General features: G+C 66.5%; 24 protein-coding genes. 10 read left to right on the top strand and 14 right to left on the bottom strand.

Annotated features, from left to right (window positions below; translation table 11 throughout):
* Window positions 1-30: 30 nt before the first annotated feature.
* On the top strand, window positions 31-381 hold the full coding sequence (locus SMAL_RS07010) for a DUF3301 domain-containing protein (protein ID WP_012510594.1): 351 nt from the start codon (window positions 31-33) through the stop codon (window positions 379-381).
* 153 nt (window positions 382-534) lie between these two features.
* Here the strand turns inward: SMAL_RS07010 and SMAL_RS07005 are convergent, their stop codons facing one another.
* The 7 genes from SMAL_RS07005 to SMAL_RS06975 all read right to left on the bottom strand — a co-directional run bounded on the left by SMAL_RS07005 (window position 535) and on the right by SMAL_RS06975 (window position 6,604).
* Window positions 535-987, bottom strand: coding sequence for a ClpXP protease specificity-enhancing factor (locus tag SMAL_RS07005; RefSeq protein ID WP_004152036.1), 453 nt, complete (start codon window positions 985-987; stop codon window positions 535-537).
* A gap of 84 nt (window positions 988-1,071) precedes the next feature.
* On the bottom strand, window positions 1,072-1,707 hold the full coding sequence (locus tag SMAL_RS07000; RefSeq protein ID WP_004152019.1) for a glutathione S-transferase N-terminal domain-containing protein: 636 nt from the start codon (window positions 1,705-1,707) through the stop codon (window positions 1,072-1,074).
* Between the two features lie 134 nt (window positions 1,708-1,841).
* Window positions 1,842-2,591: a cytochrome c1 gene (locus SMAL_RS06995; RefSeq protein ID WP_012510593.1), complete on the bottom strand. Its 750-nt coding sequence runs from the start codon at window positions 2,589-2,591 to the stop codon at window positions 1,842-1,844.
* Window positions 2,584-3,843 carry a cytochrome b gene (locus tag SMAL_RS06990; RefSeq protein ID WP_012510592.1) on the bottom strand — a complete coding sequence of 420 codons (1,260 nt, stop codon included), beginning with the start codon at window positions 3,841-3,843 and terminating at the stop codon, window positions 2,584-2,586. The genes SMAL_RS06995 and SMAL_RS06990 overlap by 8 nt, the downstream gene beginning before the upstream one ends.
* Complete coding sequence (gene petA, locus SMAL_RS06985; RefSeq protein WP_004151998.1) at window positions 3,843-4,463, bottom strand: ubiquinol-cytochrome c reductase iron-sulfur subunit; 621 nt, start codon at window positions 4,461-4,463, stop codon at window positions 3,843-3,845. Before petA ends, SMAL_RS06990 begins: the two co-directional genes overlap by 1 nt.
* Window positions 4,464-4,674: 211 nt before the next feature.
* A complete protein-coding gene (locus tag SMAL_RS06980; RefSeq protein WP_012510591.1) occupies window positions 4,675-5,589 on the bottom strand; it encodes a lytic transglycosylase domain-containing protein in 915 nt (304 codons plus the stop codon).
* Window positions 5,590-5,635: 46 nt separating this feature from the next.
* Window positions 5,636-6,604 (bottom strand): helix-turn-helix transcriptional regulator, encoded by a 969-nt coding sequence (locus tag SMAL_RS06975; protein ID WP_012510590.1) that lies wholly within the window; start codon window positions 6,602-6,604, stop codon window positions 5,636-5,638.
* Window positions 6,605-6,684: 80 nt separating this feature from the next.
* On the opposite strand from SMAL_RS06975, the gene SMAL_RS06970 reads away from it, so the two are divergent.
* Together SMAL_RS06970 and miaB are read left to right on the top strand one after the other, a co-directional pair.
* The gene (locus tag SMAL_RS06970) at window positions 6,685-7,305 is read left to right on the top strand and encodes a glutathione S-transferase family protein (RefSeq protein ID WP_012510589.1); all 621 of its coding nucleotides are present in this window, start codon (window positions 6,685-6,687) and stop codon (window positions 7,303-7,305) included.
* A 169-nt stretch (window positions 7,306-7,474) separates the two neighbouring features.
* Window positions 7,475-8,893 carry a tRNA (N6-isopentenyl adenosine(37)-C2)-methylthiotransferase MiaB gene (gene miaB / locus SMAL_RS06965; RefSeq protein ID WP_012510588.1) on the top strand — a complete coding sequence of 473 codons (1,419 nt, stop codon included), beginning with the start codon at window positions 7,475-7,477 and terminating at the stop codon, window positions 8,891-8,893.
* Window positions 8,894-8,959: 66 nt separating this feature from the next.
* Here the strand turns inward: miaB and SMAL_RS06960 are convergent, their stop codons facing one another.
* The 3 genes from SMAL_RS06960 to SMAL_RS06950 form a co-directional block, all read right to left on the bottom strand.
* Entirely contained in the window at window positions 8,960-10,072 is a 1,113-nt protein-coding gene (locus tag SMAL_RS06960; RefSeq protein ID WP_012510587.1) for an ABC transporter permease, read from the bottom strand.
* The gene (locus tag SMAL_RS06955; RefSeq protein WP_050767030.1) at window positions 10,069-10,947 is read right to left on the bottom strand and encodes an ABC transporter ATP-binding protein; all 879 of its coding nucleotides are present in this window, start codon (window positions 10,945-10,947) and stop codon (window positions 10,069-10,071) included. Before SMAL_RS06955 ends, SMAL_RS06960 begins: the two co-directional genes overlap by 4 nt.
* Before the next feature lie 65 nt (window positions 10,948-11,012).
* Window positions 11,013-11,963: an HlyD family secretion protein gene (locus tag SMAL_RS06950; protein WP_012510585.1), complete on the bottom strand. Its 951-nt coding sequence runs from the start codon at window positions 11,961-11,963 to the stop codon at window positions 11,013-11,015.
* A gap of 518 nt (window positions 11,964-12,481) precedes the next feature.
* Between SMAL_RS06950 and SMAL_RS06945 the strand changes: the two genes are divergently transcribed.
* From SMAL_RS06945 to SMAL_RS06915, 7 genes are all read left to right on the top strand, one after another.
* Window positions 12,482-13,468 (top strand): PhoH family protein, encoded by a 987-nt coding sequence (locus tag SMAL_RS06945; protein ID WP_012510584.1) that lies wholly within the window; start codon window positions 12,482-12,484, stop codon window positions 13,466-13,468.
* Window positions 13,465-13,950, top strand: a complete 486-nt coding sequence (gene ybeY / locus SMAL_RS06940; protein ID WP_012510583.1) for an rRNA maturation RNase YbeY — start codon at window positions 13,465-13,467, stop codon at window positions 13,948-13,950. Before SMAL_RS06945 ends, ybeY begins: the two co-directional genes overlap by 4 nt.
* 42 nt (window positions 13,951-13,992) lie before the next feature.
* Window positions 13,993-14,601: a hypothetical protein gene (locus SMAL_RS06935; protein WP_012510582.1), complete on the top strand. Its 609-nt coding sequence runs from the start codon at window positions 13,993-13,995 to the stop codon at window positions 14,599-14,601.
* A 28-nt stretch (window positions 14,602-14,629) separates the two neighbouring features.
* Complete coding sequence (locus tag SMAL_RS06930; protein ID WP_012510581.1) at window positions 14,630-15,187, top strand: hypothetical protein; 558 nt, start codon at window positions 14,630-14,632, stop codon at window positions 15,185-15,187.
* A 64-nt stretch (window positions 15,188-15,251) separates the two neighbouring features.
* Entirely contained in the window at window positions 15,252-16,133 is an 882-nt protein-coding gene (locus SMAL_RS06925; RefSeq protein WP_004151956.1) for a CorC family transporter, read from the top strand.
* A 20-nt stretch (window positions 16,134-16,153) separates the two neighbouring features.
* Window positions 16,154-17,380 carry a lipoprotein N-acyltransferase Lnb domain-containing protein gene (locus tag SMAL_RS06920; protein ID WP_428999159.1) on the top strand — a complete coding sequence of 409 codons (1,227 nt, stop codon included), beginning with the start codon at window positions 16,154-16,156 and terminating at the stop codon, window positions 17,378-17,380.
* A gap of 6 nt (window positions 17,381-17,386) precedes the next feature.
* Window positions 17,387-18,409 (top strand): magnesium and cobalt transport protein CorA, encoded by a 1,023-nt coding sequence (locus SMAL_RS06915; RefSeq protein ID WP_012510579.1) that lies wholly within the window; start codon window positions 17,387-17,389, stop codon window positions 18,407-18,409.
* A 140-nt stretch (window positions 18,410-18,549) separates the two neighbouring features.
* Here SMAL_RS06915 and SMAL_RS06910 read toward each other — a convergent pair whose 3' ends face one another.
* From SMAL_RS06910 to SMAL_RS06895, 4 genes are all read right to left on the bottom strand, one after another.
* Window positions 18,550-19,914, bottom strand: a complete 1,365-nt coding sequence (locus SMAL_RS06910; protein WP_012510578.1) for an NAD-dependent succinate-semialdehyde dehydrogenase — start codon at window positions 19,912-19,914, stop codon at window positions 18,550-18,552.
* A gap of 83 nt (window positions 19,915-19,997) precedes the next feature.
* Window positions 19,998-20,840, bottom strand: coding sequence for an ABC transporter permease subunit (locus tag SMAL_RS06905; RefSeq protein ID WP_008267688.1), 843 nt, complete (start codon window positions 20,838-20,840; stop codon window positions 19,998-20,000).
* Window positions 20,837-21,769, bottom strand: a complete 933-nt coding sequence (locus tag SMAL_RS06900) for an ABC transporter permease subunit (protein ID WP_012510577.1) — start codon at window positions 21,767-21,769, stop codon at window positions 20,837-20,839. Before SMAL_RS06900 ends, SMAL_RS06905 begins: the two co-directional genes overlap by 4 nt.
* Complete coding sequence (locus tag SMAL_RS06895) at window positions 21,766-22,902, bottom strand: ABC transporter ATP-binding protein (protein WP_012510576.1); 1,137 nt, start codon at window positions 22,900-22,902, stop codon at window positions 21,766-21,768. Before SMAL_RS06895 ends, SMAL_RS06900 begins: the two co-directional genes overlap by 4 nt.
* Window positions 22,903-23,152: the final 250 nt, after the last annotated feature.

The raw sequence follows: 23,152 nt of genomic DNA, 5'->3' as shown, positions 1-23,152 counted from the left end.
TTGCGGGATCGACATCTGACGGCTGACCCCATGCCCACCCTGCTGCTGTTGCTGATTGCCGGCGGAATCATCTACTTCTTCTGGAACGCTGCGCGTTCGGCTGCCGAGCGCGCGGTCGAGCTGGGCCGCAACGCCTGCCGTGCCGCCGACGTGCAATGGCTGGACCAGGCGGTGCACGCTACCGGCCTGCGCCTGTCGCGCGGCGAGGACGGCCGGCTCGGTTTCGAGCGCACCTTCAAGTTCGAGTATTCCTACGATGGCATCGACCGCCATGTCGGGCGCATGGTGCTGCGCGGCGATCAGCTGATTTCGTTCACTGGACCGGGTGCAGCACGGATCAGCCAGATCCGTGCGGACGTGGATGATGCCGAGGACATCTAGGCGGTAGCGCCGGACCATGCCCGGCGAGCACAGCGGCATCGGTGTGCCGACCAACGGTCGGCATCCGCCCCATCTCGCCCCCACAACCTGACGGCACCCAGCGCTACGCCATTAAACGAAAAACGCCGCCCTTGAGGGGCGGCGTCGGCTAGGTTACTTGACCACGCGCAGGTTCGGGCGCCCCTTCGGCGGTGGGTTGGCCGGCGGCGTATCGTCCGGCGGCGTGTCCTCGTCGTGCAACAGCTCGTCGCTGGTCGGCGCGGTTTCGGCGCCGGGAATGTCATCCGGCAACGCCATGCCCTGCCCGGTCTCGCGGGCGTAGACGGCCAGCACGGCACTGATCGGCACCTGCACCGGATAGCTGGTGCCCGAGAAGCGCGCCGAGAAGCTCACCATCTCGTTGTCGATCATCAGCCGCACGACGGCGCGCTCGGCGATGTTGAGCACGACCCGGCCATCCTTGACCGCCGAAGGCGGGACCTGCACGCCGGGGACGCCGGCGTCGACCAGGATGTGCGGGGTCAGCTGGTTGTCGTTGATCCATTCCACCAGCGCCCGCAGCAGGTACGGGCGGTGGCTGGTCATGTGGAAGAAGTCTTCGGTCATGCGTGAAGTGTACGCGCCCGGCGCCCTGCCGGGGCAGATCGCCTGCACGCCGGTCGGCGTGCAGACGGGTAATCCCGCACGGGATCAGACCGGCAGATCGCGCAGTTTCTTTTCCTGATCGGTCAGGCTGCGGATGAAACCAGGGTGACGGAAGATGCGGTTGCCGTAGTCCTCGATCGCCTTGCCGTCCTTCGGCAGCGGCACATCCAGCGACTGCAGCCGCCAGATGATCGGGGCCATCGCGCAGTCGGCAAGACTCATTTCCGGGTTGAGGAAGAACTTGCTGGCCTTGAACAGTGGCAGCGAGGCCGTCAGCAGTTCTTTCAGGCGCTTGCGCCCCGCTTCGGCCTGGGTCTTGTTGCCCAGCTGGATGGCCTGCACCTGCGGCACCCAGTCGTGCTCGATGCGCAGCATGGCCAACCGGATGCGGGCACGCGACAACGGATCAACCGGCATCAGCGGCGGATGCGGATAGCGCTCATCGAGGTATTCGCTGACCACCGACGCCGCGTACAGCACCAGCTCGCGCTCGACCAGGGTCGGCACCGAGTGGTACGGATTGAGGTCGATCAGGTCTTCGGGCGGGTTCTGCGGATCGACCGGAACGAAATCGAAGCTCACACCCTTGGCCGCCAGGACCAGGCGTACACGGTGGCACAGTACGTCGTCGTTCGAGGAAAACAGCGTCAGTGTATTGCGCATGCGTACGCTCGCCGCCATCAAAGGCTCTCCCACGACAGGAGACCGCCTGCCGCATCGGCGCCGCCGGCACCGTGCCAGCGATCGACTCCTCCCCGAGTGTGCAACCGACCATCACAAAAGCCAATAGGCCCGTGCGATGGCCGGCGGCAGAATCAGTGAACGTCCTTCCAGTATTCCTTCTTCAGCAGGTACAGCAGGAAGGTCAACAGGGCCAGGAACAGGATCACCCACACGCCCAGCTGCTGGCGCTTGAGTGCGGCCGGTTCACCGGCATATTCGAGGAAGTTGGTGATGTCCCGCACGGCCTGGTCGTACTGGCCGGCATCGACGTTGCCTGGCGTTTCCAGGCGCAGGCCGGTCACCGGCGGGTCCATGCCCGGCGCTTCCGGCTTTCCGTGCACGGCGTGCTGCAGGCCCTGCATTTCCCACAGCGGATTGGGCATGGAGGCGTTGGCGAACAGCGCGTTGTTCCAGCCCAGCGGCCGGCTGCTGTCCAGATAGAACGACTTGAGGTAGGTGTAGACCCAGTCGCTGCCACGCACGCGCGAGATCAGGCTGAGGTCCGGCGGCATCTTGCCGAACCACTTTTCGGCGTTTTCCTTGGGCATTGCCACCGGGATCGGGTCACCGATCGCCGAACCGGTGAAGTTGAGGTTGTTCATCACCTCCTCTTCGGTCAGGCCCAGGTCCTGCGCCATCCGCGAATAGCGCAGGTACTTCAGCGCATGGCAGCCGGAGCAGTAGTTCATGTACAGCTGCGCGCCGCGCTGCAGCGATGCGCGGTCACCGAGGTCGTTGCCGGCCTGCAGCAGTTTGGTGCCGCCTTCGGCGGCGGAGGCCAGGAAACTTCCCAGCATCAGGGTGGCCGCCAGGGCCAGCCGGACCATCCAGCGCTCAGTCATGGGTGGTCACCCTCTCCGGTACCGGCTTGGTCTTGTCCAAGCGTGTCCATAGCGGCATGGTGATGAAGAACGCGAAATACAGGAAGGTCAGCACCCGCCCGATGTAGGTCTCATGCGCGTCGGTGCCCGGGCCGGAGCCGATCACGCCGAGCCAGACGAAGCACACCGCGAATACGCCCAGCAGCACCTTCGAGAGCACGCCGCGGTAGCGGTAGGACTTCACCCGCGCGCGGTCCAGCCAGGGCACCAGGAACAGGATGGCGATGGCCGAAAACATCACCAGCACGCCACCCAGCTTGTTCGGCACCACCCGCAACATCGCGTAGTACGGGGTGTAGTACCAGACCGGCTTGATGTGCTCCGGGGTCACCAGGCGGTTGGCCTCGGTGAAGTTGTCGTGCTCCAGGAACAGGCCACCGAATGCAGGTGCGAAGAAGATGATGAAAGCCGCGATGATCAGCAGGAAGCCGGCGCCGACACCGTCCTTGAGCGTGTAGTACGGGTGGAACGGGATGCCGTCGGCCGGTGCGTTCGGCGACCAGCGGTTGCCCTTCGGCCCCTTCTTGATCTCCACCCCGTCCGGGTTGTTCGACCCCACTTCATGCAGCGCGCCCAGGTGCAGCACCACCAGCAACAGCAGCACCAGCGGCAAGGCGATGACATGCAGTGCGAAGAAGCGGTTGAGCGTGGCATCACTGGGCAGGTAGTCGCCCATGATCCATTCGGTCAGGCCGTTGCCGATCACCGGGATGGCGCCGAACAGCGAGATGATCACCTTGGCGCCCCAGAACGACATTTGGCCCCACGGCAGCACGTAGCCCATGAAGGCTTCGGCCATCAGCACCAGGTAGATCAGCATGCCGAGAATCCACACCAGCTCGCGCGGCTTCTGGTAACTGCCGTACAGCAGGCCGCGGAACATGTGCAGGTAGACCACGATGAAGAACAGCGAGGCCCCGGTGGAGTGCATGTAGCGGATCAGCCAGCCCCACTCCACGTCCCGCATGATGTATTCGATGGAACCGAACGCCTCGGCGGCGTTGGTCTTGTAGTGCATCGTCAGGAAGATGCCGGTGACGATCTGGTTGACCAGCACCAGCAGCGCCAGCGAACCGAAGTAGTACCAGATGTTGAAGTTCTTCGGCGCGTAGTACTCGCTGACGTGCTTGCGGTACACCGGCATCAGGCCCGGTGCCCGGGCATTGACCCAGTCGGCCACGCCGCTGGCGGTACGGCTGAGGATATTGGCCATCAGGCAGCCCCCTGCGGATCGACACCGATGATGATGGTGTTGTCGTCCTGGTAGTGGTGCGCGGGCACCTTCAGGTTGATCGGCGCCGGCACGTCCTTGAAGACACGGCCGGACATGTCGAAGCGCGACTTGTGGCAGGGGCAGAAGTAGCCGCCCTTCCACTGCGGGTCGTAGGGTTCAGGCCGGATCTCGGCGACCATTTCCGGTGAGCAGCCCAGGTGCGTGCACAGGCCGACCAGCACGGAAATGTCCGGCTTGATCGAACGCAGCTCGGGGTTCTGCTTCAGCACGTAGTCCGGCTGCTGGTCCTTCTCACCGGACTCGGGGTCCTTGAGACGGCCATCCAGCCCATGCAGCGCGTCGAGGATGGCCTTGGACCGCTTGACGATCCAGATCGGCTGGCCACGCCATTCCACGATCAGGCGTTGGCCTTCCTGCAGCGCGCTGATGTCGGCCACCACAGGTGCACCGGCAAGCTTGGCCCGCGCACTGGGATTCCAGGATTTGATGAAAGGGACTGCGGTGAATCCGACGCCGACGGCGCCCACCACGGCTGTGGTGGCAGAAAGAAAACGCCGACGTCCGGTGTTGACTGGATCGTGTACCCCATCGTTTGCCATCCGGCACTCCGATATTGATTAGGTAGCTTTAAGGCTGCCAACGGTTCCGGTGGGGGCCAGAGCCGCATTGAATCATGGCCGAGTGTAGCGGAACCGTCGCGCGCCACACAACGCATTGCAACAACATTGATTGCGGGGTTGCCGGCCAGCGGCCGGCACTACCTTTCAAATGAGTGCCGACCAACGGTCGGCACCCACCCGTTAACGGCACCTACTGGTGACTCAGGGCGGTGCGGTAACGCTCGGCCAGCTGGCCGACCCGGCGCACGTAGTACTGGGTTTCGCTGTAAGGCGGCACGCCACCGTGGCGGTCGACCGCACCTTCGCCGGCGTTGTAGCCGGCGGCGGCCAGGGTCAGGTCGCCATTGAAGCGTTTCAGCAGCCACGCAAGATACTGCACGCCGCCGCGGATGTTCTGCCCGGCATCGTAGGAATCACCGACCCCGAAGCGGGCGGCGGTGGGCGGCATCAGCTGCATCAGGCCCTGCGCACCCGCGCGGCTGAGCGCGGTCGGGTTGTAGGCCGACTCGGCATGGATGATCGCGCGCACCACCGCCTCGTCGACGCCGAACTCGCGTGCGGCCGAGGTGATCTCGCTCTGGAACGCGGTGGTGTTCAAGCGCACCGTGCCAAAGTCCACGCGCGGGTTGACCCCGCAGGCGTAGCAGCGCTCCATGAAGCTGTAGCGGATGGTGCGCACCGGGCCGAGATTGGCCACCTGGGTCGGCCGGGCGCTGGTGTAGTGGCGCACCCCATCCTTCATGAAGGAATAGACCTGCCCGCTGACCATGCGGCCGCCACGTGGGGTGGCCTGGGGCGCGGGAGCAGCTGCAGGTGCTGGCCCAGCCACGGCCGGTGCTGCCGCACTGGCCGCCACAGCGACCGGATTGCGCTCGATGCTGGCCACGGTGGCCGGAGACGGTTTCGGCGCGGAAACCACCGGGCGCGGTGCCGGGCGGGTATCGCGGCTGTAGCTGATGGTGCTGCAGCGGGCCCCGGCTACACGCTTGCTGACATAACTGGTGACGCCGTCGGCACCCTGGCACTTGTACAGGCTGCCGGCGCTGGCCGGCGCAGCGGTCAGCGCAGCGATGATGATCGCCGTTGTCCCCAGTATCCCCTTCATGGCGGCGAGTGTCCCAGCTTCGCCGGAGCTTGCCAAGCGATGCGGCTCAGGCTGTGACCGGCGCCACAGCCAACACCTGCCCCAGCCCAGCCAGGCGCTGCGCCAGCTCGTCGCGCAGACCCGGTGGCGTGGTCCACAGCGCCACCGGCACGCGGTCCAGGCTGAGGATCTGCGCCAGCATCATGCCGCGGCTCTCGGCGCCCATGCGCAGCAGGCAATGGTCGGCGCCATCGGCCTCCAGCACGCCGCACCACGGCGGAATGCGCCCTTCCAGCTCGGCGCGGCTGCCGGCCAGGCGCAGGATCGCCTGCAGCGCGAACGGGGCCTGGCTGACTGCCTGCCGCACCATTACATCCGGCGGTGCCGGGGTGCGTCGGTGCATGCCCGGCTCGGAGCATTCGCGTACCGCGCCCATCCGGTCCACGCGCAGGGTGCGCCAGTCCTGGCGCCCCAGATCCCAGGCCAGCAGGTACCAGCGCCGACCGTAATTGACCAGATGCTGGGCCTCGACCTCGCGCTGGGTCACCGCGTCCTGCGCACTGCGGTACTCGAAGGCCAGCCGCGCCGCCTGCCGGCAATGCAGGGCCAGCCGGCCCAGCAGGCGTGCATCGGTTGACGGAAGATCGGACAGGGTAGCCGTCGCTGCATGCACCTCGCCCGCCTGCTGGCGACGGCGGGCCGGCACCAGCGGGTCGAGCTTGGACAGCAGCCCACGCGCGGTGTCGTCGATCCCGGCGACGGTGGCCGAGGCCGCACGCAGCGCGATGGCCAGGGTGGTCGCCTCCTCCTCGTCCAGCAGCATCGGCAACACCGGCGCGCCGGACCCCAGCTGGTAGCCGCCACCAACGCCGGCCGAGGCCTGTACCGGGTAACCCAGCTCGCGCAGGCGCTCGATGTCACGGCGGATGCTGCGCCGGTCCACACCCATGCGCTCGGCCAGTTCGGCCCCGGACCACTGGCGGCGGGCCTGCAGCAGGGCGATCAGGCGCAGCAGTCGATGGGCGGTATGGCGCATGAAGGATCGAGGACAGAAGTCGTCCGCAATAGTGCCCCAGGATGAGCTCCAGTTCACCACCCACCGCAAGGAGCAATGCCATGACATCCCGCCAGATCACCCTGTACCACGCCGCCCGTTCACGCTCGAGCGGCGCCGTGGCCCTGCTCGAAGCGCTGGGTGCCGACTACCGCATGCAGGTGCTGGACCTGAAGGCCGGCGCCAACCTGGCCCCGGCCTACCTGGCCATCAACCCGATGGGCAAGGTGCCGGCCATCGTCCACAACGGCGCACTGGTGACCGAACAGGTGGCGATCTACCTGTACCTGGCCGACCTGTACCCGGAAGCCGGGCTGGCCCCGCCGATCGGCGACGCCCTGCGCGGCCCCTACCTGCGCTGGATGGCCTTCTACGGCGCCTGTTTCGAGCCGGCGATGATCGACAAGGCAATGCACCGCGAGCCGCCGCCGCGCCTGATGTCGCCCTACAACGACGCGGAGACGGTGCTGCAGGTGATCGAAGCCCAGCTGGCACAGGGGCCGTACCTGCTCGGCGAGACGATGAGCGCCGCCGACGTGCTGTGGGGCAATGCGCTGGCCTGGACCACCGCCTTCGGCCTGGTGCAGCCGGCGCCGGCCACGGCTGACTACATCGCGCGAATGAGTGCGATGACCGCCTTTGACCGTTCGCGTCAGATTGATGCGGAGCTGGCAGCGGCTTAAGCGCACCCGCCGGGCACGGCCCGGCGCTACCGAACGGGGCGGGATGCAGGTAGCGCGGGGCCATGCCCCGCGAGCGCGCAGCGCGGTGCCGTTGGCGTTGCACCGGGCGGACGCTCCGGGATGCGGGTAGAATTGCCCGCTTTCCCGCCACCCGAATGGATTAAGCGCCATGACCGGGACGCCAGACGTCTTTCCGCCCGCCACGCCGGGCGGTACCCCGCTCGTTGCCCTGCCCGCCGGTCCGCGCAAGCCCGACCAGGTGAAAGGCAAGCTGTACATCAAGACCCACGGTTGCCAGATGAACGAGTACGACTCGGCCAAGATGGCCGACGTGCTTGCCGCCAGCGATGGCCTGGAACTGACCGACAGCCCGGACGACGCCGACGTCATCCTGGTCAATACCTGCTCCATCCGCGAGAAGGCGCAGGAGAAGGTGTTCAGCCAGCTGGGCGTGTGGAAGAGCCTGAAGAACAAGGGCCGTGAAGTCATCATCGGCGTCGGCGGCTGCGTCGCCTCGCAGGAAGGCGAAGCGATCATCAAGCGCGCGCCGTTCGTCGACCTAGTGTTCGGCCCGCAGACCCTGCACCGCCTGCCGGAACTGATCCGCGCACGGCGCGAGCAGAAGCGTCCGCAGGTGGACATCAGCTTCCCCGAGATCGAGAAGTTCGACCGCCTTCCCGAGCCGCGCGCCGACGGTGCCTCGGCCTTCGTCTCGATCATGGAAGGCTGTTCCAAGTACTGCTCGTTCTGCGTGGTGCCTTACACCCGCGGCACCGAGGTCAGCCGCCCGTTCGAGGACGTGGTGGTGGAAGTGGCGCAGCTGGCCGCGCAGGGCGTGCGCGAGATCAACCTGCTCGGCCAGAACGTCAACGCCTACCGCGGCCCGTATGGCGACGGCGAATTCGCCGACCTCGGCCTGCTGATCCGCACCATCGCCGAGATCGATGGCGTCGGCCGCATCCGCTTCACCACCTCGCACCCGCTGGAGTTCAGCGATTCGCTGATCGATGCGTTCCGCGACGTCCCGCAGCTGGCCAATTTCCTGCACCTGCCGGTGCAGGCCGGCAGCGACCGCGTGCTGTCGGCGATGAAGCGCGGCTACACCGCACTGGAATTCAAGTCGAAGATCCGCAAGCTGCGCGCGGTGCGACCGGACATCTCGATCAGCTCGGACTTCATCGTCGGCTTCCCCGGCGAGACCGATGCCGACTTCGAGAAGACCATGAAGCTGATCGAGGACATCGGCTTCGACCACAGCTTCTCCTTCATCTATTCGCGTCGCCCGGGCACCCCGGCTGCGGATCTGGAGGACACGATCAGCGACGCCGAGAAGCACGCACGCCTGTCGCGCCTGCAGGAGCGCATCAATGCACACGCCGCCGGCATCTCCGAGAAGATGGTCGGTACCGTGCAGACGGTGCTGGTGGAAGGTCCTTCGCGGAAGAACCCGAACGAGCTGACCGGCAAGACCGAGAACATGCGTTCGGTGAATTTCCCGGCGCCGGCACGATTGATCGGCCAGTTCGTGGATGTTGTGATCACCGAAGCGTTGACCAATTCGCTGCGCGCGCGCGTGGTGGCGGAATAAGGTTTGCCGACCAACGGTCGGCACCCACCGCGGTAGTTGTGGATGCCGACCGTTGGTCGGCATTCCCTAATCCAGGCGCTTGCGGAAGCGCAGGATCGCCAGCGTCATCATCACCACGATGAAGGCCAGCAGTGCCAGCGCGTCGTGCCACAGCTCCCACAGCGAGGCGCCGCGCAGCATGATGCCGCGCACCAGGCGCAGGAAATGGGTCAGCGGCAGCACCTCGGCCAGCCACTGCACCGGCCGCGGCATGCCGGCGAACGGGAACATGAAGCCCGACAGCAGGATCGACGGCAGGAACAGGAACAGGGTCATCTGCATGGCCTGGAACTGCGAGCGTGCGCGCGTGGAAATCAACAGGCCCAGCGCCAGGTTGGCCAGCACCAGCAGCACCGCGGCCAGATAGATGTCCAGCAGGCTGCCGCGGATCGGCACCTGGAACAGCCAGGTGCCCAGCACCAATACCAGCGTGGTCTGCAGCAGGCCGATGGCCGCATAGGGCAGCACCTTGCCGACCATCAGTTCGCTGCGTGACACCGGCGTGGCGATCAGCAGTTCCATGTTGCCGCGCTCGCGTTCGCGCACCACCGCCACGGCAGTGAACATCACCAGGGTCATGGTCAGGATCACCCCGATCAGGCCCGGCACGATGTTCACTGCCGAACGCCGCTGCGGGTTGTAGAAGCTGGTCACGCTGATCGGACCACCAGCGATGCTGCCTTCGCGCAGGGGACGCGTGTTGCTGGTCGGTCGTGCCTCCAGCGGCACCTGCGCCAGCTGGATCGCCGCGCTCTGCACCACCGTGTCACTGCCATCGACCAGTACCTGCACTGCCTCGCGTCCATCGAAGCGACGACGCTCGAAGTCGGCCGGCACCACGATGCCGACACTGATTTCGCCTCGGCGCAGCGCCTGCATCAGCTCATCAGGCGTGTAGGTGTCGCTGCGCGGCGTGATCACACCAGTGGCCACCATGTCCTGCACCAGCGCACGCGACGCCGCACTGTTGGCCTGGTCGGCGACACCGGCGTCGAGATGGCGCAGGTTGAGATTGATCGCGTAGCCGAACAGCAGCAGCTGCATTACCGGAATGCCGACGATCATCGCCAGCGTGATGCGGTCGCGGCGCAGCTGCCGCAGTTCCTTGAGCATGATCGCCCACAGCCGGCGCAGGTTCATGCCGCCGGCTCCCGGCCGCGGCCGCGGGTGGCGGCCACGAAGACGTCTTCCAGGTTCGGCGCCACCGGCTCAATGCTGGCCTGCGGATCGGCACCGGCCAATGCATGGCGTAGCTCAGCGACATCTGCCGTCCCCTCGCTGCACAGTACGCGCAGCTGAGTGCCGATCTGCGCCACGCTCAGCACGCCAGGCAATGCGGCCAGCGCGCGGCTGGCCTGACGCGGTTGTACCGACGTGACCTGCAACGTGCGGCCTTGCAGCTGCACACACAGCTCGTCCGGCGTGCCGTCGGCCACCAGTGCGCCACGATCGAGAATCGCCAGCCGGTGGCAGCGCTCGGCCTCGTCCATGTAATGGGTTGAAACCAGCACGGTGGTACCGGCGTCGGCCAGCTCGAACAGGGCCTCCCAGAAATCGCGGCGCGATTCCGGATCGACCGCACTGGTCGGCTCGTCCAGGAACAGCAGTTCCGGCCCATGTATCACCGCACCGGCCAGCGCCAGGCGCTGCTTCTGCCCACCGCTGAGGGTGCCGGCCAACTGCGGCTGCCGGTCCTGCAGGCGGTACTGCTGCAGCAGCGCTTCGATCCGCTGCCGGGCCTGCGCACGCGGCAGGTCCTGGATGGCGGCGAGGAATTCCAGGTTCTCGCGCACCGACAGGTCTTCGTACAGCGAGAAGCGCTGGGTCATGTAGCCGATGCGCCGGCGCAGCGCCTCTGCCTGCTCGGGCACCGCCAGTCCCAGCACCTCGATCTGCCCTGCGCTGGGTTCCAGCAGGCCGCACAGCATGCGGATGGTGGTCGACTTGCCGGACCCGTTCGGGCCCAGGAAGCCGTAGACCTGGCCCCGCGGCACGGTCAGGTCGACGTTGTCCACGGCCAGAAGTTCGCCGAAGCGACGCGTCAGCCCCCGTGCGCGGACCGCGATGTCCTCACTGGTGTTCAGAAACGCACCTGCACCGGCAACCCGGCCGGGAGCTTCTGCATGTCCGCAGCCTCGTCCACTTCGATCTCGGCCAGATAGCTCAAGCGCGCGACGTCGTCGCCGGTCAGTGCGTAGTACGGCGTGAACGAGGGCTCGCTGCGGATCGAACGTACGCGCCCCTTCAGCACGGTGCCGCCCCCTTCCAACTGCACCTGTGCAGCCTGCCCTACGGTGACCTGCAGGCGCAGCGGCTGCGGCAGGTAGACACGCGCATAGGGACGCTCGCCGACCAGCATCACCGCCAGCGGTGCGCCGATGGGGGCCTGGTCACCCTGCCGATACGGCAAGGCATCGACCACGCCATCGCGTGGCGCGCGCAGCTGCAGTTTCTGCAGGTTGACCCCCTGCACGACCTGTTGTGCCTGTGCGGCTTCGGCGGCGGCCTGGCCCTGGGCGATGTCCTGCGCGCGGCTGCCGTGCACCAGCTCCAGCCAGGCCTGCTCGGCAGCACGCACGCTGGCCTCGGCATTGCCGGCGGCGGCGCGCGCGCGATCCAGTTCGGCGGCGGCGATCAGGCGCTGCTGCGCCAATGGCTGCACCCGGCGGTAGTAGGCACTGGCCTCGGCCGCCTGTGCGCGCAATGCGGTCAGCTGTGCCTGTGCCTGCGCGATCTGCTCCTGGCGCGGCCCGATCTTCAGTTCTTCCAGTTGCGCCTGCGCTCGCGCCGTGTCGGCCTGAGCGGCAGCGAACTGCGCGTCGCCGCGGGCCGGGTCGAGCTGCATCAGCACCGCGCCGGCCTTGACCTGCTGGCCTTCGTGCACGTCTACCGTGGCGATTACTTCGGCTGCCGGCGCCGGCACCGTGATCCGGTCCCATTCCAGCGTGCCCAGTGCGGTGGGCGGTGCCTGCCCACACCCTGCCAGCAGACCGATGCCTACCAGCCCAAATCGACGCATGCCATTGCCCATATCCGTGCCAGCCCCTCCTGCGACGGCGCTACGGTGCCATGTGCCCCGTGCACCCACAATGATCCCGATCAGCCCTGGCGGTTTTTTCACCACGGCGTGGCGAAGCCCTTGCGACAAGGGTCTGAACCACCTATCCACAGGTTGATTCAGCATCATTCCACAGCGGGTGTGGAAAACCGGCTCGGCACGGTCCCGTTGCTCGCCTGGCAGTGGAACCTGCGCTGCCATCACGATGAATCCCGGAGTGCATGGCGGAACGCTGCGATGTGCCCTCCTCACGACGCGCCCGTCCTGTCGATGCGGGAGCCCTTACGGCCGTGACGATTTTTTCACCAGCTTCTCATGAGGCTTGTGGCACAAGCACTGCAGAGGTCTATCCACAGGTTTCCTCAGCTCCCGTCCACACCGGGTGTGGAAAACGCTGTATCGCCCTCCTTCTGGCCGTGCGCCCCGTGCGCGCGCTACCCTTGTCCTCCCTGAATACACTGCGGTGGAAGGCTTCCGCCCCACCCAAGGCAATGAAAAGCATCGATCATCGAGACTTCACCCTGTCGCCGGAAGACAACGAGCGATTGGCCAACCTGTGCGGCCCCTTCGATGGCCACCTGCGCCAGATCGAGCTGAAGCTCGGCGTGGAGATCGCCAACCGTGGCTTCGTGTTCCGCATCAGCGGGCCGAACGAGGCCATCGCCGAGGCGCAGAAGCTGGTCGAGGCGTTGTATGCCGAAGCCGGTGAGACCACCTTCGACAACCACGCCATCCATCTGCGCCTGGCGCAGGCCAATGTCGAACAGATCGCCGAGCGCTCCTACGAAGCACAGGACGTGGCGATCAAGGTCAAGCGCGGCACGGTGCGCGGACGCGGTGCCAACCAGAGCCGCTACCTGCACCAGATTGCCAGCCACGACATCAACTTCGGTATCGGTCCGGCCGGCACCGGCAAGACCTTCCTGGCCGTGGCCAGCGCGGTCGAAGCTCTGAATGAATCGAGGGTGCAGCGCCTGATCCTGGTGCGCCCGGCGGTGGAAGCCGGCGAGAAGCTGGGCTTCCTGCCCGGCGACCTCAGCCAGAAGGTCGACCCCTACCTGCGACCGCTGTACGACGCCCTGTACGAGATGATGGGTGTGGAAAAGGTGGTGAAGCTGCTCGAGCGCAACGTCATCGAGATCGCACCGCTGGCCTATATGCGGGGCCGCACGCTCAACGATGCATTCGTGATCCTGGACGAAGCACAGAACACCACCATCGAGCAGATGAAGATGTTCCTGACCCGCCTGGGCTATGGCTCCACCGCGGTGGTCACCGGTGACCTGACCCAGACCGATCTGCCCAAGCATGTGAAGTCCGGCCTTCGCGATGCCATCGATGTGCTGCGCGAGGTCGAGGGCGTGAGCTTCACCTTCTTCGAATCCCGCGACGTGGTCCGTCATCCGCTGGTGGCGCGTATCGTCAGTGCCTACGACCGCCGCGACCTGCATCAGATCCAACCTGGAGCGACTCCATGACCCGTGGTCCCGTGCGACTGGACGTCGCCATCAGTTACGCCCTGCCGCGTGCCGGCCTGCCGGCGGCCGTCAGCTTCCGCAAGTGGGTGGCCGCTGCACTGAAGGGCCGCATCCGCGAGGCCGACCTGGCCATCCGCGTGGTCGATGCCAAGGAAGGGCAGTCGCTGAACCGCCATTACCGTGGCAAGGACTACGCGACCAACGTGCTCAGCTTCCCGGCCGACGTGCCCGAAGGCCTGCCCAAGGGCGTGAAGTTCCCGCTGCTCGGAGACCTGGTGATCTGCGCACCGGTGGTGGCGCGCGAAGCCGACGAACAGGGTAAGGCGCTCAACGCCCACTACGCGCACCTGACCGTGCACGGCGTGCTGCACCTGCTCGGCTGGGACCACGAAGACGACAAGGAAGCCGAGGCGATGGAGCAGCTGGAGCGCGAGATCCTGGCCGAGCTTGGCATCGCCGATCCCTACGCCGGCGAGCGCTGAGCGGGCCGCCGCCCGTCGCCAAGAATCACGAGAGGAACAAGGATGACCTCGGGGAACGGCTCAATGATGTTTGTGATCGGCGCCAGCTTGTTCGCCATGCTGCTGGTGCTGGGCGCGTATGCCGTGCGCTGCATCAGCACCCGCGATCCCGCCGGCAGGCACTGGCTGCCGCGCAGCCTGGCCCTGCTCTCGCCCGTGTGCCTGCTGGCCGGGCTGGCGATCGGCATGATCGGCCCGCACCTCAGCGGACGGTTGGAACCGGCCCATCTCCCCGGTCTGCTTGAAACGTCGATGGTGCTGACGCTGGTGGGTGCACTGACCCTTCCGGTCCTGTGGCGGATGATCCTGCACCGCCGCCTGGGCCGCTCCGTGAACGCGCTCCCGTTCTTCCATGCCAGCCGCACCTCGCTGCTGGTGCTGTTCGTGCTGGCCGCGATCTACACGAACGTGGCCAGGACAGCCGCAGCGGAACTGATGCCCTGGCTGACCAGCCAGGGCCTGTGGCCGGCCGTGGCACGCATCGCAGGGCAATCGATGCAGATCGCCATGCTTGCGGTCGTGCTGACCCTGTCGCTGATGGTCGTACGGCGGGCGATGATCGGTTTCCTGCGCCTTCTCACCTGGCCGTTCAGGCGCTCGCCGGAGCTATGATGGCGGCCCCCGCCTGCGGAAACCGCTCGTGTCACTGCGCTGCTGCCTGCCCCTGCTGTGTGTCCTTGCGGTCCCGTCGGCCTTCGCCTCCAGCCTGGACCTGCCGGCCCTGATCGAATGTCGCCAGGGCGTGGCCGAGCAGGCCGCGCTGGCGCCGCTGCTGGCCGATCCGCTGAAGGCCGTGGCCCAGGGCCTGCAGCCGCTGCCGCAGGGCAACCAGTTCATGAGCGAGTTCCGGCTGGCCAGCCCGATCACCGTCTTCGGCCAACAGACCGAGCGGGTGGCGGTGGCCGGCGCCAGCATCATGGCGGTGCTCGACCAGGCCGACCCACGCCCGCTGGCCAAACGGCTGGAATTGGAGACCGGCTACGATCAGGACGGCAAGTTCATGGCCGGCCGAGAACTGGTCAGCCGCGACGTGACCGACCCGAAGACCGGCGAGGCCCAGATCGAGTCGATCATCCTCAGCGTCTCCACCGTGGCCTCCCACCCCGGCAAGACCTTGGCCGGCTGCACCTACAGCCTGGACCTGCCCGAGGATGAGCCGGCCCCGGCCGCCCCAACCCCGGCCACCGGCAGTCACTGACAGGCCGCCACATCCTGCTAGACTTGGGCCAACGCCCGGCCTGCCGGGTGCCTTTTTTCCAGAGATGTCAGAAGACGACAGTAGTAGCTCCCCTGCGGAGCACAGTGAAAAGAAGCGCGGCTGGCTTGAACGCCTGACCTCCGCCTTCTCCGGCGAACCCCATACCCGCGACGAGCTGGTCGCTGTCCTGCACACCGCGCAGGAAGAGGGTCTGATCGCCGCCGATACCCTGAAGATGATGGAAGGCGCCATTTCGGTGGCCGAGCTGACCGTGGGCGACGTGATGATCTCGCGTTCGCAGATGGTCTCGCTGCCGGTCGAAGCGCCCTTCCTGGAACTGATGAAGCAGGTGGTCGAATCCGGCCATTCGCGCTTCCCGGTGCACGGCGAGAACAAGGACGACATCCTTGGCATCCTGCTGGCCAAGGATCTGCTGCGCGGCGTGGTTGCCGACAACGGCCCGGCCAACGTGCGCGAGCTGCTGCGCCCGGCGGTGCTGATCCCGGAAGCGAAGAAGCTCAACGTGCTGCTGAAGGAGTTCCGCCTGTCGCGCAACCACATGGCCATCGTGGTCGACGAGTACGGCGGTGTCGCCGGGCTGGTCACCATCGAGGACGTGCTGGAACAGATCGTCGGCGACATCGACGACGAGCATGACGAGGCTGAAGATCCCTCGGCGCAGATCGCCATCCAGTCCGACGGCCAGTACGTGGTCGACGCGCTGACCCCGATCGGCGACTTCAACGAGCGCTTCGGTGCCACCTTCTCCGACGAGGACTACGACACCATCGGTGGCCTGGTCACCGAGGCCGTGGGCCATCTGCCGGAAGTCGGTGACGAGCTGGCGCTGGACCGTTTCATGTTCCGCGTGGCCCGCGCCGATGCGCGCCGGGTGCAGGCCTTCCACGTGACCGTGCTGCCGCCGGACGCGCAGGACGACGCTTGAAGCGCGGTGGCCTGATCCTCATGGCGTGGCTGGTACTGTGCGTGCTGGCCATGGCCCTGCCGCTGGCCGCCTTCGCGCAGCCGGTGGCAGCCACACCTGCCGTACCCGCGACCATCGCTGAAGCCCCTGCCCCGCGCATCGGCGTGGTGACCATGCAGCCGGGCACCGTGTTCTTCGAACGCTTCGGTCACGATGCCATCGTCGTGCTCGATCCGGTGAGCGGTGAGGCAACCTCGTACAACTTCGGCTACTTCGATCCGTCCGAGGACGATTTCATCAGCCGCTTCGCACGCGGCGACATGATGTATTACCTGGTGGCGCTGCCGTTGCAGCAGGACCTGTCGTACTACGACGAGACCGGCCGCGGTGCCAGCGTGCAGTGGCTGGACCTGCGCCCGGACCAGGCACGTTCGCTGGCCGCCGACCTGGCCGAGCGGGCCAAGCCGGAAAACGCGCGCTACCACTACGATTACTACACCGCCAACTGCGCCACGATGGTGCGCGACACGCTGGACAAGGCATTGGGTGGCGGCCTGCAGTCGCAGCTGTCGGGGCGCTCGCGCGGCAACACCTACCGCAGTGAATCGGTCCGCCTGGCGTCGCCGGCACCGTGGATGTGGCTGGGCTTCGATGTCGGCCTCGGGCCGTTCGCCGACCAGCCGCTGTCGCGCTGGCAGGAAGCCTTCGTGCCGATGCGCCTGGCCGATGCGCTGCGCCAGGCACGCAACAGCGATGGCCGTCCGCTGGTGCAGTCCGAGCAGGAACTGCTGCCGCACCGTATCGATCCGGAGCCGAAGGAATTCGCGCGCCGCTGGTGGCCGTGGCTGCTGCTCGGGCTGATCGTGGCCGGCGGCGTGCTGGCGCTGCGCAACCGCCCGCGCCTGCTGGCCGGGCTGGCCCTGCCGTTCTGGCTGCTGTGCGCCCTGTTTGGTGGCGTGCTGGTGTTCCTGTGGGGCTTCAGCATCCACTACGCCGCATGGGCCAACCGCAACCTGCTGTTGCTCTCGCCGCTGGCGGTGCTGCTGTTGCCGGGTGCAATCGCCCTGCTGCGTCGTCGCGTGCCGGGCCGCATGTTCAGGATCGTGCTGTGGCTGCTGGCGGTACAGGCGGTGGCCGCGCTGGTACTGCACTGGCTGAGCCTGCAGGCACAGTACAACGTGCAGTGGATCGTGCTGCTGCTGCCCGTCCACGTCGCGCTGGCATGGGTGCTGGGGCGTACTCCTCACTTGTCCAAAACACAGCCCTGACGCACGATGGCGGGCATGTCATTGCCCGCCTCTGCTGCCGCGCCCGCCTCGGCCAACCCCGCCTGCGTCATCAACTGCGTCCACTACGATGACGAGGGCAAACGCCACGACATCACCCTGGACGCCATCAGCGATGTCATTGCCAGTGGCAACGGCTTCGTCTGGGTCGGCCTGTACGACCCCAATGATGATGTGCTGTTGAAACTGCAGGAAGAGTTCTGCCTGCACGACCTGGCCATCGAGGATGCGCGCAACGCGCACCAGCGGCCCAAGGTCGAGACCTACGGCAATTCCATGTTCGTGGTGGTGACCACCGCGCAGATGGTCGACGAGCGCATCCAGTACGGCGAAACCCATGCCTTCCTCGGCCCGCGCTTCCTGGTGACGGTACGCCATGGCGCTTCGCTGTCCTATGCCCCGGTGCGTGCGCGGGTGGAACGCGAGCCGCAGCTGCTGAAGATGGGCCCGTCGTACTGCCTGTACGCGGTGACCGACTTCGTGGTCGACAACTACCTGCCCATCGTGCACCGCTTCCGCGACACCCTGGAGCTGCTGGAGAAGGACATCTTCGCCGACACCTACAAGCGCAGCACGGTGGTGCGGCTGTACGAGCTCAAGCGCGAGCTGAACAAGATGCGGATGGCGGTGGCACCGCTGCAGGACGTGCTGGCGCAGCTGCGCCGCTACCAGGGCGAGCTGATCCCCGACGAAGTGAAGCTGTACATCCGCGACGTGCACGACCACGCAGTACGCATCAGCGATGTGATCGACACCCTGCGCGAGATGCTGGGCACCGCGCTGAGCGTGAACCTGTCGCTGGTGACGCTGGCGCAGGGCGAGACGGTCAAGCGGCTGGGTGCATGGGCCGCGCTGCTGGCGGCGCCGACGCTGATCACCAGCTGGTACGGCATGAACTTCAGCCACATGCCGGAGTTGAGCGAGCCGTGGTCCTACCCGCTGATGATCGTGGGCGTGGGTGGCGTGTGCGTGGGGCTGTACCGGTTGTTCAAGCGCGCGAAGTGGTTGTAGGGCGTATCGACCAACGGTCGATACCCACCGGACCGGTAGGCCACGACCGTTGGTCGTGGCGCATGACCCGCTTCTGGTAGTGCCGGCCGCTGGCCGGCAACCAGGCAATGCCGGCCAGCGGCCGGCACTACCGTTCGGCATCAAGCCACGTAGACGGTCTTGATGTTCATGAACTCATGGATGCCGTGGTCGGCCAGCTCCCGGCCGAAACCGGACTGTTTGCTGCCGCCGAACGGAAGCCGCGCGTCGCTCTTGACGATGGCGTTGACGAACGCGGCACCGCATTCCATGCGCTGCGCGAAACGTTCGCCGCGCACCGGATCGCGCGTCCACACGCTGCCGCCCAGGCCGAAGCGGGTGTCGTTGGCCACGCGCAGTGCCTCGGCCTCATCCTTGACACGGATCACCGCAGCCACCGGCCCGAACAGCTCCTCGTCGTAGGCCGGCATGCCCGGGCCGACCTGATCGAGCACGGTGGCCGGATAGCCGGCATGTGTACCCGCAATCGGCTCACCACCCAGCAGTACCCGCGCGCCCTTGGCCACGCTGGCCTGCACCTGCTTGTGCAGTTCGTCACGCAGATCGGCACGGGCCATCGGCGCCAGCGTGGTACCGCGCTCGTCCGGATCACCGTACTGGCGCTCGGCCGCGGCTTCCACGAAGCGCCGGGTGAACTCATCGGCCACCGCCTCGACCACGATGAAGCGCTTGGCCGCGATGCAGGTCTGCCCGCTGTTATCGAAGCGCGACTTCACCGCAGCCGCCACGGTCTTGTCGAGGTCGGCATCGTCGAGCACCACGAAGGCATCGCTGCCACCCAGCTCCATCACCGACTTCTTCAGCTGGCTGCCCGCGTTGGACGCGATCGAGCGCCCTGCCCGCTCGCTGCCGGTCAGTGTCACCGCCTTCACCCGTGCGTCGCGCAGCACCTCGGCCGCCTGGTCGTTGTCGATGTGCAGTACATCGAACACGCCGTCAGGCAGGCCACCGTCACGGCATACCGCCAGGATCAGGTCGGCGCACTGCGGCACGTTGCTGGCGTGTTTGAGCAGGGCCACGTTGCCTGCCATGAACGCCGGGGCGAGGAAACGAAACACCTGCCAGATCGGGAAATTCCACGGCATCACCGCGAACACGCAGCCGATCGGCTCGTAGCGCACATAGCTGCGCTGGGCTTCGGTGTCGATCAGCTGCGGCTTGAGGTAGTCGGCAGCATGGTCGGCGTAGTACTCGCAGGCCGCCGCGCACTTGTCGACCTCGGCCAACGCCTCTGCCTTGAGCTTGCCCATCTCATGGGTCATCGCCTGCTGCAGATCGTCGCGGCGCGCACGCAGTTGGCCAGCGATCTGCTTGAGGATCGCCCCCCGCTCCTGCAGCGAGCGCTCGGCCCAGCCGGGGAAGGCATCGGCAGCGGCCTGCAGGCGCTGCTCGACGTCGGCAGCACCCATCAGTTCATGGCGGTAGGTCACCTGGCCGGTGGCCGGGTCGACAATCTCGACGATCATGGGGGATCTCCATCTGGAAGATCCCCATTGTGCGCCGCTGTCCGTGAGCCGGGTGTTGCCGACGTTGTCGGCAAACCGTGTGCTCAGCCGTTGTCCTGCCGTGCCAGCTGCAGGTCGCGCTGGCGCCGTTTCTCGGCACGCGCGTTGATGTACCAGCCGATCACCGCGGCGATCGACACCGCCGACACCAGCAGGGTGGCCAACGCGTTGATCTTCGGGCTGATGCCCATGCGCACCGAGGCGAACACCTTCATCGGCAGCGTAGTCGAGCCCGGTGTGGCGACGAAGCTGGCCACCACCACGTCATCCAGCGACAGGGTGAACGCCAGCAGCCAACCGGCCACCAGCGCCGGTGCGATGATCGGCAGGGTGATGCGCCCGAACACGGTCAGCCGGCTCGCGCCCAGGTCCATCGCGGCTTCTTCCAGCGACAGGTCCATTTCCTGCAGGCGCGAGGACACCACCACGGTGACGAAGCACAGGGTGAAGGTGACGTGGGCGATCCAGATGGTGGTCAAGCCACGTGCCGGGAAGCCGGGAATCGCGCCCATCGAGGCCAGCAGCGCCATCAGCGAGAAGCCGAGGATCACATCCGGCATCACCAGCGGCGCGGTCACCAGCGCGCCGAACAGCGGCTTGCCACGGAAGCGCTTGAAGCGGGTCATCACCATCGCCGCCAGCGTGCCCAGCACGGTGGCGGTACAGGCGGTCCAGAACGCCACCACCAGACTGGTCCACATTGCGTCCATCAGCGCGCGGTCGGCGAACAGGTCGCTGTAGGCGCGGGTGGAGAACCCGGCCCAGACCATCGCCAGCCGCGAGCTGTTGAATGAATAGAACATCAACAACAGGATCGGCAGGTACAGGAAGGCGAAGCCGAGCAGCAGCACGCCCAGCCCCAGGCCCTTGGCGGAACGCGGGCTCATGCCTGCTTCCCTTCCAGCAGGCGCTGCTGGGAACGGTTGAACAGCAGGATCGGCACCAGCAGCAACAGGATCATCGCCACCGCCATCGCCGAGGCGCCCGGCCAGTTGCGGTTGTTGAAGAATTCATTCCACAGCTGGCGGCCGACCATCAGCGTTTCCGAGCCACCCAGCATTTCCGGAATCACGAATTCGCCGATCGCCGGGATCATCACCAGCATGCAACCGGCGATGATGCCGGCCTTGGACAGCGGCAGGGTGATGCGCAGGAACGCCTGCCACGGCTTGGCACCGAGGTCGTAGGCCGCTTCCAGCAGGCGGTGGTCGTGCTTGACCAGGTTGGCGTACAGCGGCAGCACCATGAACGGCAGGTAGCAGTAGACGATGCCGATGTAGGCGGCGGTCGGGGTGTCGATCAGCTGCAGCTTGGGCAGGCCCATGCTGGTCATCAGCGATTGCAGGCCAGTGAACTGCAGGAACTGGTCGAGCAGGCCGTTGCGGTCCAGGATCGCCTTCCACGCATACACGCGGATCAGGAACGAGGTCCACGACGGCAGCACCACCAGCATCATTGCCACGTTGCGCGCGGCCGGCGACAGGCGGGCGATGGCATAGGCCATCGGGTAGCCGATCAGCAGGGTCAGGAAAGTGGAGATGGCCGCGATCTTGATCGAACTCAGGAAGGCCTGCGCATAGATCGAGTCGCGGAACAGGGCCAGGTAGTTCTCGAGGTTGAGCTTGAGCGAGAACGCGCCGTCCACGTACTGCAGCAGCCAGGTGTACGGCGGCGAGCCGACCCGGCTGTGCGAGAAGCTGATCATCAGCACGATCAGGAACGGCACTGCGAAGAACAGCAGCAGCCACAGGTACGGAATGCCGATCACCGTGGCACGCAGCCCCGGCAGCCAGCGCTTCAGGCCGGCGACGCTCATGAGGTCAGCACCACGCCGTCGTTGTCGCGCCAATGCACCCACACTTCGTCGCCCCAGGTCAGGCCGTCACTGGCCCAGCGCTGCGAGTTGGCGAAGTTGGCCAGCACCTTGGCACCACTGGGCAGGCGCACGTGATAGACCGAATGGCTGCCGAAGTAGGCGATGTCCTCGATCACGCCCTGCGCCTTGTTGGTGTGCCCTTCCGGCTCGTCCTTGCCGATCATCACCTTCTCGGGGCGCAGCGCGAACGCGACCGGTTGCCCTTCATAGCAGGTGATGCCATGGGCGATGTAGATCGGCGCGGGGAACAGCGGCGTCCGCACGGTCACGTACTCGGGCAGGTCCTCGTCGATCACGCCGTCGAAGGAATTGACTGAACCGATGAAGCCCGCGACGAAGCGGTTGGCCGGCTGCTCGTAGACCTCGTCCGGCTTGCCGACCTGCTGGATCCAGCCGGCATCCATCACTGCGATGCGGGTGGCCATGGTCATCGCTTCTTCCTGGTCGTGGGTGACCATCACACAGGTCACGCCCGACGATTCGATGATGCTGACCAGTTCCAGCTGCATCTGCGAGCGCAGCTTCTTGTCCAGCGCGCCCATCGGCTCGTCCAGCAGCAGCAGCTTCGGCCCCTTGGCCAGCGACCGCGCCAGCGCCACGCGCTGCTGCTGGCCGCCGGACAGCTGGTGCGGCTTGCGCTTGCCCAGGTGGCCCATCTGCACCAGGTCCAGCATCTCGCCGACGCGCTTGCTGATCGCGTCCTTACCCAGGCCATCCTGCTTCAGGCCGAAGGCAATGTTCTGCTCGACCGTCATGTGCGGGAACAGGGCATAGGACTGGAACATCATGTTGACCGGCCGCTGATACGGCGGCAGCGCGTCCAGGCGCTGGCCGTCGAGGGTGATGCTGCCCTTGGTGGGCGTCTCGAAGCCACCCAGGCAGCGCAGCAGGGTCGATTTGCCACTGCCGGAGCCACCGAGCAGGGCAAAGATCTCGCCCTTGCGCACGTCCAGATTGACGTCGTCAACGGCGACGAAACCGTCGAATTCCTTGCGCAGGTCACGAATGGAGAGATAGCCGGGCGCACCGGTCGTGTCGACGACGGTGGCTACCGGCTGGGCTTCAACGGGCATGGGGGCTCCGGGAGCGGGCGGTGGACAGCGGCCGCCATTCTAACGGCCGGGGGGCCCAGGGGATATGACGGCGGCAGGCGGAAGCGGCCGCTGGCCGGCTCCGGGCGCCCTAGGAGTGTCGGTTTTCCCCCGCCATGGTGGCCTGCCCGCGCAAAGGCCCGGGCTCCCCTGGACGACCCTGCGGTCGTCACGGCCAGACACCACAGGCGACGCCTCGATCTGCAACGTTTTTCAGAACCGGATCTGTTGA

Origin of the sequence: Stenotrophomonas maltophilia R551-3 (genome assembly GCF_000020665.1) — a bacterium.
In the GTDB taxonomy this organism is placed as follows: domain Bacteria; phylum Pseudomonadota; class Gammaproteobacteria; order Xanthomonadales; family Xanthomonadaceae; genus Stenotrophomonas; species Stenotrophomonas maltophilia_L.
This window is presented reverse-complemented; position numbering and strand designations above follow the sequence as displayed.